At 41.1% G+C, this 10608-nt stretch carries 14 protein-coding genes and 1 tRNA gene; 10 read left to right on the top strand and 5 right to left on the bottom strand.

Annotation, left to right across the window (positions count from 1 at the left end; translation table 11 throughout):
- Positions 1–116: 116 nt before the first annotated feature.
- Together asd and rsgA are read right to left on the bottom strand one after the other, a co-directional pair.
- The gene (gene asd, locus CWC17_RS10165) at positions 117–995 is read right to left on the bottom strand and encodes an archaetidylserine decarboxylase (protein WP_171042079.1); all 879 of its coding nucleotides are present in this window, start codon (positions 993–995) and stop codon (positions 117–119) included.
- A gap of 15 nt (positions 996–1010) precedes the next feature.
- Positions 1011–2069: a small ribosomal subunit biogenesis GTPase RsgA gene (gene rsgA / locus CWC17_RS10160; protein ID WP_138612766.1), complete on the bottom strand. Its 1059-nt coding sequence runs from the start codon at positions 2067–2069 to the stop codon at positions 1011–1013.
- 285 nt (positions 2070–2354) lie between these two features.
- Between rsgA and orn the strand changes: the two genes are divergently transcribed.
- A complete protein-coding gene (gene orn, locus CWC17_RS10150; RefSeq protein ID WP_055016877.1) occupies positions 2355–2900 on the top strand; it encodes an oligoribonuclease in 546 nt (181 codons plus the stop codon).
- A 169-nt stretch (positions 2901–3069) separates the two neighbouring features.
- Positions 3070–3145, top strand: a tRNA-Gly gene (locus CWC17_RS10145).
- A gap of 422 nt (positions 3146–3567) precedes the next feature.
- Here CWC17_RS10145 and CWC17_RS10140 read toward each other — a convergent pair.
- From CWC17_RS10140 to CWC17_RS10130, 3 genes are all read right to left on the bottom strand, one after another.
- Positions 3568–3996, bottom strand: coding sequence for a secondary thiamine-phosphate synthase enzyme YjbQ (locus CWC17_RS10140; RefSeq protein ID WP_138542151.1), 429 nt, complete (start codon positions 3994–3996; stop codon positions 3568–3570).
- Complete coding sequence (locus CWC17_RS10135) at positions 3993–4460, bottom strand: chemotaxis protein CheX (protein ID WP_055016392.1); 468 nt, start codon at positions 4458–4460, stop codon at positions 3993–3995. The genes CWC17_RS10140 and CWC17_RS10135 overlap by 4 nt, the downstream gene beginning before the upstream one ends.
- A gap of 72 nt (positions 4461–4532) precedes the next feature.
- Positions 4533–4967, bottom strand: coding sequence for a transcriptional repressor (locus CWC17_RS10130; RefSeq protein ID WP_055016425.1), 435 nt, complete (start codon positions 4965–4967; stop codon positions 4533–4535).
- 94 nt (positions 4968–5061) lie between these two features.
- Here CWC17_RS10130 and CWC17_RS10125 point away from each other — a divergent pair, with 94 nt between their 5' ends.
- The 8 genes from CWC17_RS10125 (at position 5062) to CWC17_RS10090 (ending at position 10600) form a co-directional block, all read left to right on the top strand.
- Entirely contained in the window at positions 5062–5682 is a 621-nt protein-coding gene (locus tag CWC17_RS10125) for a MarC family protein (protein ID WP_055016393.1), read from the top strand.
- An 81-nt stretch (positions 5683–5763) separates the two neighbouring features.
- Entirely contained in the window at positions 5764–6753 is a 990-nt protein-coding gene (gene dusA, locus CWC17_RS10120; protein WP_283956918.1) for a tRNA dihydrouridine(20/20a) synthase DusA, read from the top strand.
- Between the two features lie 241 nt (positions 6754–6994).
- Positions 6995–7687, top strand: coding sequence for a PspA/IM30 family protein (locus CWC17_RS10115; RefSeq protein WP_138542148.1), 693 nt, complete (start codon positions 6995–6997; stop codon positions 7685–7687).
- Between the two features lie 10 nt (positions 7688–7697).
- The gene (locus tag CWC17_RS10110) at positions 7698–7904 is read left to right on the top strand and encodes a PspC domain-containing protein (RefSeq protein WP_138612765.1); all 207 of its coding nucleotides are present in this window, start codon (positions 7698–7700) and stop codon (positions 7902–7904) included.
- 9 nt (positions 7905–7913) lie between these two features.
- Positions 7914–8240 (top strand): hypothetical protein, encoded by a 327-nt coding sequence (locus CWC17_RS10105; protein ID WP_055016396.1) that lies wholly within the window; start codon positions 7914–7916, stop codon positions 8238–8240.
- A gap of 78 nt (positions 8241–8318) precedes the next feature.
- Positions 8319–8831 (top strand): copper chaperone PCu(A)C, encoded by a 513-nt coding sequence (locus CWC17_RS10100; RefSeq protein WP_055016397.1) that lies wholly within the window; start codon positions 8319–8321, stop codon positions 8829–8831.
- Between the two features lie 8 nt (positions 8832–8839).
- The gene (locus tag CWC17_RS10095; RefSeq protein WP_055016398.1) at positions 8840–9826 is read left to right on the top strand and encodes a DUF2333 family protein; all 987 of its coding nucleotides are present in this window, start codon (positions 8840–8842) and stop codon (positions 9824–9826) included.
- Between the two features lie 3 nt (positions 9827–9829).
- Positions 9830–10600: a TIGR04219 family outer membrane beta-barrel protein gene (locus tag CWC17_RS10090; RefSeq protein WP_055016399.1), complete on the top strand. Its 771-nt coding sequence runs from the start codon at positions 9830–9832 to the stop codon at positions 10598–10600.
- The last annotated feature ends 8 nt before the right edge of the window (positions 10601–10608 follow it).

Here is a 10608-nt window from a genome sequence, read left to right as displayed (position 1 = left end):
TAGTCGGGGGACGTTAAAACCATTTCACAAAGAGGCCCCACCGAGCTTACAGCTTACAGCTTACAGCTTACAGCTTACAGCTTACAGCTTACAGCTTACAGCTTACAGCTTACAGCTTACAGCTCTTCACTTTCTTTAATTGTTGCAAATGCGGTGTTTAAACGCGTTACTGTTTCAGGTAGCTGGTCGTCTAAAATATCTGCTTTGTCAGCACCCCATGCAAGTACCACTGTTGAACCTAGTTTAAAGCGGCCCATTTCTTCACCTTTTTTAAGGGTGATGGCATTTTCACCTTGAGTTGGGTAGTTCCAGCTAAACACATCGCTACCGGCTGGTGGCGTTACTGTGCCTGCCCAAATAGTTTCAATACTGGCTACAATGGTTGCACCTACAAGTACCATTGCAAGTGGGCCAATTTCGGTTTCAAAAATAGCCACTACACGCTCATTACGCGCAAATAAATTAGGGACATTCCGTGCTGTAAGCGGGTTTACCGAAAATAAGTCGCCCGGTACATAAATCATCTTACTCAGTGTGCCATCTATCGGCATATGGATACGGTGATAGTCTTTTGGCGCTAGGTAAATAGTTGCAAATTTGCCGCCTAAAAATGGCGTTGTATCATCTTCAGAACCACCTAAGAGTGCTTGTAGGCTGTAATCGTGACCTTTTGCCTGTATTAACTGGCCATCAACAATGTCGCCTAGTTGACTAATAGCACCATCTACAGGGTGCGTGATGACGTTCTCGCCTTGCGCCATTGGACGCACACCCTCTTTTAATGGGCGGGTAAAAAATTCATTAAACGTTTTGTAGTATCCTGGGTCTTCATGCAAGGCTTCATTCATGTCTACTTTATATTGCTTAATAAAAAGTTTAATGAGCGTTGTAGTTAAAGCACCTGCTTTTGCTGCTGCTAATTTACCTACTACGCGTGAAATAAAGTGCTTTGGCATTGCATACTGCATTGCAATTTTAAATTTGTCTAAACTCACAGATTGTTTCCTAAATTAAACGCGAGGTGCACGTGCACCAGCACGGCCGTCGGCCATTGTTTCTAAAATACGGTGGTAGCTGTCAAATCGCATTTGCGAAATATCGCCATCGGCTACCGCTTGTTGAATTATACAGCCTGGGTCGTTTAAATGCTTACAGTCTCTAAAGCGACACCCACCTATAAACTCTCTAAATTCTTTAAAGCACCAAGTAACACGTTCTACTTCTAAATGCCATAAACCAAACTCACGTATGCCTGGTGAGTCTATTAGGTTACCACCACTTGGAAGGTGATGTAAGCGTGATACAGTGGTGGTATGTTGCCCTAAGCCACTGTTTTCTGATACTTCTTTTGTTAATATTTCGGCATCAGGAAGTACCGTGTTAACTAAGGTTGATTTACCCACGCCACTTTGCCCAACAAAAATATTATTTTTATCAACCAGTACGCTTTTTAAATCCTCTATACCTTCGCCGGTTACACTACTTACAAGCAGCACTTGATAACCAAGGCCTCGATAAATATCGAGTATTTTTTGAATCTCGTTTAAGCCTTCATCGTTAATTAAGTCGATTTTATTAAGTACTAAAATAGGTTCTATGCCCATGTCTTCACAGGCAATCAAATATCGGTCGATAATACTGGGCGTAAACTCTGGTAATACGGCCGACACCATTAAAATTTGGTCAATATTTGCAGCGATTACTTTTACGCCATCGTAAAAGTCGGGACGCGTAAGTTGCGAGCGACGCTCTTGTGTTGCTTCAATAACACCTGCTAAGTCACCTTCACTTACTTTTGCGCGGCGAAATAATACTTCGTCACCACACACTAAGTTTGTAACGGTGCGGCGAATATTACAGCGTAATACGTCACCTTCTTGTGTTTCTACATCGGCGTGTTGGCCAAATCGACTGATCACAACGGCGTTTTCGGTTGCGCCCAGATTATCTGTTTGCCATTCTTGTGCGCCACCTTTTGCCGGTTTTGTATCGGCATTATTTAAGCGCTTTTGATGATTAGCCTTGATCCTGCGAGATTGGCCTTTACTTAATTTTTTCTGTTTTGCCACTTTAGGCCTATAACCTTGGTTTAAATGTCGGCTTTGCGTTAATACCAGTTGGCAATACCTAACCATTTTGAGTGGCTAAACCTGACGCTAGCTACGTTAAAAATTTCTCATTTAGAACAACTAAATAACAAAATTTTTGCCTTGCTATCGACAAGGTTTTACTACCTCAAAATAGATTACTTAATTAACCAAAATGGTATAAAAAAAGCTTTAGCTCGACGGTTGATGCTAATATGATATATCGAAATGCGTTGGATCTAAAGAAAAGCACTGTTTAAGGTTACTATGACTATTAATGAATCTAATTTAATTTGGCTTGATCTGGAAATGACTGGGCTTGAGCCTGCCACGGATAAAATACTCGAAATTGCAACAGTAGTAACTGATGCCGATTTAAATATACTCGCGGAAGGTCCTACTATAGCTATTCATCAAAGTGATGAGCTGCTAGATGGCATGGACGAATGGTGTACTACGCAGCACGGTAAATCTGGTTTAACAGCGCGTTGTAAAGCCAGTACATACGATGAGGCTTATGCGGTTGAACAAACGCTTAATTTTTTAAAGCAGTGGGTGCCGGCGGGTAAATCACCTATGTGTGGTAACTCAATAGGGCAAGACCGACGCTTTATGAATAAATACATGCGCGAGCTTGAAGACTTTTTTCATTATCGCAATTTAGATGTAAGCACGATTAAAGAGCTTGCCCGACGTTGGAAGCCCGAAGTTTTGGCACAGGTGAATAAAAAAGGGTCACACCTTGCGCTTGATGACATTAAAGATTCTATTATGGAATTAAAGGTGTATAGAGAAAAATTCTTTAATTTGTAAAAAACACTTGCAAACACATTAGATTATTGTAGAATCCTGCCCCGCTCAAGACGATAACCCCCGCGGGGTTGGTGTGTTTGAGTAAGTTATAAAGTGGCACTAGCTCAGTTGCCAGAATGTTAAACGCGACCTGTCGCGCTTAAGCGTAAAATTATTGACTAATTATAAAGCGGCACTAGCTCAGTTGGTAGAGCGCGACCTTGCCAAGGTCGAGGTCACGAGTTCGAGCCTCGTGTGCCGCTCCAATCTCTCTAAATACCCCACTAAAACAAAAACGTCTTAAAACAATATTTTTATCTTACCTACGCAATTTATTCATAATGGTTATATTGCACTGAGCTTTTAATCTAGCAGTACAAAAAATAATTAAAGAATGACAATGAGCAATAATATTTAATCATTTTGCGGTGCTAAACGTGCCACTACCAAAGTTAAAAAAACCTCATTTATGGCTGCATGGATGCAGAAGGTAGAGCAATGCAGGAACAATTGCCGAGAACGACTAAATAGCAAATTTTTGCCTCGCTATAGCTATACTTCCTACCTAAAAATAGCTTAGTTGTTTTACGTAAGGTCCTATGAAGCCATTAAATATGCGCGGCATAAAGGGGTTTAAATAATGCGAAGTGGCGCGGGTAAAAGTAAGGGAGGGGAGGTCAATCCAAGGTTAAAAGGTTTCGCCTTGCAAGGTCGCTATAATACGTCTTGCACCGCCAGCGTCACGATGCTCGCCTAAGTAAATACCTTGCCATGTACCTAGCGCTAAACGTCCGTTGCTGATAGGGATACTTAGCTCACACCCTAGCGTGCTGGTTTTTATATGGGCTGGCATATCATCGTCGCCTTCATAATCATGGCGGTAATAAGACTGGCGCTCAGGTACAAAATGGTTGAAGTGGCTTTCCATATCCATGCGCACTGTTGGATCGGCGTTTTCGTTTATGGTTAAACTTGCCGAGGTGTGTTGAATAAATAAATGCAGTAAGCCTACTTTATAGTTAGTAAGCCCATTTAATTGGGCGAGTATTTCATCGTCAATTAGATGAAATCCTCGGGCGCGCGGTTTTAAGGTTATTTGAGTTTGTTGCCAGCTCATAATTTATCAAAGCTAACTTCTATATTCGCATCACCCGCATCGCAGCTAAATGGCATAATTATTTTTTTGCCTTTACTTTTATGTGTGATGATGTGGCCTTTACCAGCGACAACAATCGGAGTTGCCATATCAAAATCATAGCCTTTTTCGCCGAGTAAATTTTTAGCGCCGCCAGTTACCATATTAGTAATTTCGCCAACCATATCAGTTACTTCATCATCAATACCGTCAGGGCGTTCACCAAGCATGCGTTCCATAATGGTTAGGGCTAAGTTTTCATCAAAGGTAATTGAAAATGAGCCACGTGTTTGCGCGCCCACCATGCCAATTAAACCTGATACATCACCGCAGGCGACTTCGTCTGTTTTGATACGCGGTTTACCTGGTTTTAACTCGGTTTGTGCCATTGTAGATAACACATTGATCAAAGAAGATAAAAATGGATTAATGAACTCAACATTCATGTTAGGTACTCTTAAAATTGGTGCTAAAGTGGCTATCTGTATATGAGTATAGCTTTAAAACAAACTTTGGGTTTAGCTTCTACAAGACTCACACTTACCATGTGCTTCAATAGTTTGTCCTGATACAACAAAGCCGCTTTCTGCTGCTAAGTTGTTCAGTTCGTGAGAAATAACGGTAGAGTGCAGCTCTTTTACAAACCCACAAGTGTCACAAATTAATAGCTGCACAGGATGAATATGATCAAAGTGATGACAAAGCATAAATGCATTGGTGCTTTCTATTTTGTGAATAAACCCCAGCTCTGATAAAAAGTCTAGCGCACGATAAATCGTTGCAGGTTTTGCGCCTGACTCTGTCATTTTTAATTGCTCGAGTAAATCGTATGCCCCTACGCCACCTTGCGCGCTGGCTAACAAACGAAAAACTTTTTCGCGGATTGGCGTAAAACGCGCGCCGCGGTTGTCACAAACTTGTTTTGCTTTACTTACGAGTGATTCTATATTCATCATTCTCTTATCCTTACGCTACCGTGATATACTAACATACTGTGTTGTACTTGCAGCGTTTTTATTAAACACTTTTTATCTAGGAAGCCCATTAATGCATGAATTAATAGCTATATTTATTTTCTTTTTTGCGGTGATAGACCCGATAGGTACAGTGCCTGTATTTATTGCTGTGACACGCGGGGAGGATGAAAAGTTTAAACGAAAAGTTGTTTTCAAAGCGGTAGGCGTATCTGCAGTGGTTTTACTGTTTTTTGTTATAGCTGGCGAGCAACTGTTAAATGCAATTGAAATACCGCTCTCGGCGTTTCAAATAGCCGGTGGCATAGTACTGCTTATTTTTGCGCTTTCAATGATTTTTGGTGAAAGTAAGCCCGAGTCTGAAATTAAAAGTGTACGTGACAGCACAGAAACCGCTATTTTTCCGTTAGCAATTCCCTCTATAGCTAGTCCTGGTGCTATGCTAGGCGCTGTACTGATGACGCGCAACGAAGAATATACGTGGGTTGAGCAAGTTACTACATCGTCGATGATGCTGGCTGTACTTGTTGTTGTACTTGTACTTTTGTTACTCGCAAATCACGTGCATAAGCTAATAGGCGACAGTGGCGCAAGCATTATAAGTAGAATCATGGGGTTAATTTTAAGCTCAGTGGCTGTGACAAATATACTCAACGGTATTGCGCATTATTTTGGTTTACAAATATACAGCTAACATTGATGCTAATTAGGCTTTTGTGTAGAATACAGCGCCTTTTTATGGGCGCATTTACTTATAATCCCCGAGGCTTTTACATTGCAAAAACGCACATCAGATAACCCTACATTAAACAGGCGCTTTTCAGTTGCCCCCATGTTAGATTGGACAGATCGTCATTGCCGTACTTTTCATCGTAAGATGACTAAGCACGCTGTTTTATACACAGAGATGATCACCACAGGGGCTATTTTATTTGGGCGTGGCGATTACTTACACTTTAATCAACACGAAGGGCCGGTTGCTTTGCAACTGGGTGGCTCGGACCCTGATGCGCTTGCTAAATGTGCAAAACTTGCGGGTGAGCGTGGCTACGATGAAATTAATCTAAATGTAGGCTGCCCATCAGATAGGGTGCAAAACGGGCGCTTTGGTGCTTGCTTAATGGCTGAGCCTGATCTGGTTGCACAATGTGTTGCAGCAATGAAAAGCGAAGTAGATATTCCGGTTACGGTAAAAACGCGCATTGGTATTGATGAACAAGACTCGTATGAGTTTTTATGTGCGTTAATTGAAGCTAGCCACAAAGTTGGCTGTGATGACTTTATTATTCATGCCCGTAAAGCGTGGTTGAATGGCTTAAGTCCTAAAGAAAACCGTGAAGTCCCGCCTCTTGATTACCCACGTGTTTATCAGCTAAAAAAAGACTACCCACAGCTCGATTTAAGTATTAACGGCGGTGTTAAAACGATTGAAGAAAGCCTTGCGCATTTAGCGCACATAGACGGCGTTATGATTGGCCGCGAAGCATATAGCAACCCATTTATGCTTAATGAAGTGGATGAAAAAATTTACGGTGAGGTGGCTAATACTCAAACGCGTCACGATGTGGTGCGTGCTATGTACGATTACATCGAAGAAGAAATGCGTTTAGGTGCTAATTTTTGGCATATAGCACGTCATATGTTGGGGATTTTTCAGGGGCAGCCTGGGGCGCGCGGATTTAGACGTCACCTTTCAGAAAATGGCCATGGTAAACAGGCTGATTTGTCGGTTATGGATAAAGCACTGAGTTTTGTACCCGAATAAACTTAAGCTGTATAAATTTTAAATTAAGCCACTTTTTAGTGGCTTTTTTGATCCTAAAATTTAGTCAAAAGATCAAAATATTAGTTAATTACACTTTTTTACGTTCAGCTTTTGGTCACTTGCAATGACACCTTCTAAAGTTTAAGTGTATGTTTTTAAAGTGTAATATTTATTTTTTAAGAGTTTGGCATAACTCTTGGAATCCTCTTGTTGTTATCAATTAAAACAACAGGACAAAACAATGAGTGTATTTAATCGCGTAAATGACGTTATCAAATCAAATATAGCAGCCATGCTAGATAAAGCTGAAGACCCTGAAAAGCTTCTCAACCTTATGTTAAGTGAAATGCAAGAGGCATTAAATGAGTGCAGAAGCACTGCTGCTGCCTTACTGTGCGAAGAAAAAACGCTTAAACGCCAAATCGCACAAAAACAAAAAGATTTAACCTCATGGCAAACAAAGGCAGAGCTTGCCATTGCCAAAAACCGTGATGATTTAGCCAAGTCTGCCTTGTTAGAAAAACAACAAGTACACGACAAAATTGCTGAAAAAAACACGCAGCTAGATGAGCTTAAAGAGTCGATAAAGAAAATTACAGCGGATTGTGAACGTTTACAACAAAAAATGGCGCACGCTAAAACTAAACAAGCGCAATTAATAAAACGCCACGATATTGTTGTTGCACGTGAAAAAGTGAATATGCAATTACACAGCGACAATGTTGCCAATGCCTTGTCTCGCTTTGAAATGATAGAGCAAAAAGTGGAAGGCATAGAGGCACAAGTTGATGCTTATGAACTTACACATACGGCACGTTCAACCGCTGAGCAAATAGCGTCTTTAGAAAAAAATGAAAAAATAGATGCAGAGCTGGCTCGTTTAAAAGCCAGTGTTAAACATAATAATATCAATACAACAGTGCCAAACGCCTAAGGAGTTGAGTATGGATAACTTTAAAACACAGCGTGGTTGGTACAAAGACTCGCTTAATAAAAAAATATCGGGCGTTTGTAGCGGGTTAGCGCGTCGCCTTGATTTTCCGGTGTGGTCAACACGCTTAGTGACTATTTTATTATTTATCAGTTTTCCGTTTGCAGTGGCGCTTGGTTACTTTATAGCTCATTGTTGCCTTGAAGAGCGCGCGTATTAGGAGAGGGATATGAAAACCTTAGCAATATGTGTTGTTGTTTATGTATTACTTTTTACTGATGCGGTGTCGTTAATACATTTTGATTCATGGCAGTTCCCGTTGTGGATTGCAGATATGAGCTGGGTAGGACTAGAGTTGGCCGGCGTATTAGTCGCCATTATTGCTGTAGTAGCTGTTATGGCTTTAATAACCATGGGATTAATCGGCGCAGGGGTTGTTGCATTAGTTGGGACCATTTTGGCGCTGTTATTTGGCTCGGTAATGATAGCGTGGCCTTTATTATTTGTAGCTGTACTGTGTTGGTTGGTGCTCGATAACAAAAAAGTAACCTCTTGAGCCTTAATTTAACTGACTATTATTAGTTAACTATGTTAAATTTAAAGTGAAATTTATGCTTTCACAAGGAACAAAGCGATGATGAAGCAGTGCTTTTTTATGGCCTCGGCGTTAATGTTTAATGTGTTTTCGTCATCGGTTGCTGCACATGCTGGGCACAGCCACGATACAGACGAAGCTAAACTTGAAGTAAGCCATGCGCAAGTAAGAGCGTTTTTGCCTGGCAGTAAATCGAGTGTTGGCTATTTAACAATTTCTAACCACGGTGGCGGTGTTGCTAAATTAACCAAAGCAACCATTGAAGGTTTAGGCAGAGTAGAGATTCATGAGCATACACATGTCAATGGTATGATGAAAATGCAACAAGTTAACGCTGTTACCATTAAGGGCCATGAAAGCTTAAGCTTTCAGCCTGGTGGTTACCATTTAATGGTATTTGATCCACAAGAACCACTAAAAGTAGGGCAAGAACGTAAACTCACGCTATATTTTAGTGACGGTAATCGCTTGTTTACTAATGCTCAGGTGGTCTCACTTGAAGCGCAAGCCGCGAATTCTAAGCCATCTAAAAAACAACACGCTCATCACTAGGAGGATAAATGTCGCAACACAAAGGAAAAATAGCTGGTGCATTGATTGCACTACTTATTATTTTTTACGCTATTGCTGTTTATTGGAGTATTGAGCCGGCACGCTTTAACGTGGTTACTCATGCAAAAGAGACGGCACAAGCGCGTAGTGAAAAAATGGTAACGGGCTACACAACAACCACAACACTCATTACTGTTGCTAGCACTTTACTTGATAAGCAAGGTGGCTATTTATCAAACGATGTAATGCCCCCAAGTGTGATAATGGATGATATGCCTGCATGGGAATATGGCGCGCTTGAAATGGTGCGTGATTTAGCCCTATCTATGCGTAAAGATTTTAGCCGTTCGCAGTCGCAATCAACCGAACATGAAGCGCTTAAAAAAGCGCAGCCGCAGTTTAATATTAGCTCTGAGGCATGGGCATGGCCAAGTGCCGAGGGAGAGTACCAAAAGGGAATTGACTATTTAGTAGTGTACCGCTCTCAAATTGCTAACGAGCATGAGCGAGATAGCCAATTTTACTCACGTGCAGATAACCTACGTAGCTGGTTAAAAGAAGCCGAAAAGCGTTTAGGCAGTTTAAGCCAGCGCTTAAGTGCAAGTGTTGGCCAAGACAAGGTAAATACTGATTTAGCAGGTAACTCATCTAACACGCAGGCAACCTATTCACCACTTCAGCAACAAGTAAGGACGTCGTGGTGGGAAATAGACGATGTATTTTACGAGTCGCGTGGTGCAACGTGGGCGTTATTACACTTTTTACAAGCGGTTGAATACGACTTTGCAGATGTACTTGAAAAGAAAAACGCCCGTGTAAGCTTACAGCAAATTATACGTGAGCTTGAGGCAACACAAGAAACCGTGTGGAGCCCAATGATTTTAAATGGGAATGGCTTTGGCTTTGTAGCAAATCATTCTTTAGTAATGGCAAATTATATTTCAAGAGCCAATGCGGCTTTAATCGAACTTAGCGAACTACTAGCTCAAGGATAAAAAATGAAAAAGTATTGTTTAGCAGCTGCCCTTTCCATGGCATGTTTAGCCCCTGCAGCACAGGCAGACACTTTATTAGGTTTATATGTAGGTGTTGATGGCTGGCAGTCAGATAATGACGGTCAGTTTTCTTACAAAGATAACGCACCACAAGACTTTAATTTTGAAGACGAAACTTTTATTAGCTACTATGCGGCGCTAGAACACCCTGTGCCATTAGTTCCTAACCTAAAGCTTAAATATACAGAGCTTGAACTTAATGGCTCAGCAACCCTTACTGATACGTTTAGCTTTAATGGCTCAGATTATGTGGTTGGTACAACGGCAAACACATTAAGTGATTTAACTCACATTGATTACATTCTTTATTACGAAATTTTTGATAACGATTTAATTTCAATTGATTTAGGCTTAAACGCAAAGCAGTTTGACGGTGACGTTGTTGTCACTGGTACTACTCAGCAAGGTGGTACTAACTTCTCTGAAACTGTTGATTTTTCAGGTTTTGTACCACTTGCGTACGGCCGCGCTGAAGCAGGCTTACCCTTTACAGGTTTAAGTGTGTTTTTTGAAGGCAGCTTTTTAGCTATCGACGATAGCAAAGTACAAGACTATCAAGTAGGCGTAGCGTATGAACTTATTGATAACCTGGCTGTAGATGTTGCAGTTAAAGCGGGTTACCGTTCAATGACGCTTGAGCTTGATGATGTTGATGATATCAATACCGATATTGACGCATCAGGCCCATTTGCGGGTATTCAGGTTCACTTTTAATTAGTGAG

Origin of the sequence: Pseudoalteromonas sp. S3785 (genome assembly GCF_005887365.1) — a bacterium.
GTDB lineage: Bacteria > Pseudomonadota > Gammaproteobacteria > Enterobacterales > Alteromonadaceae > Pseudoalteromonas.
Note: the sequence above shows the minus strand (reverse complement) of the source record. Positions and strands in the feature narration are given on the sequence as shown.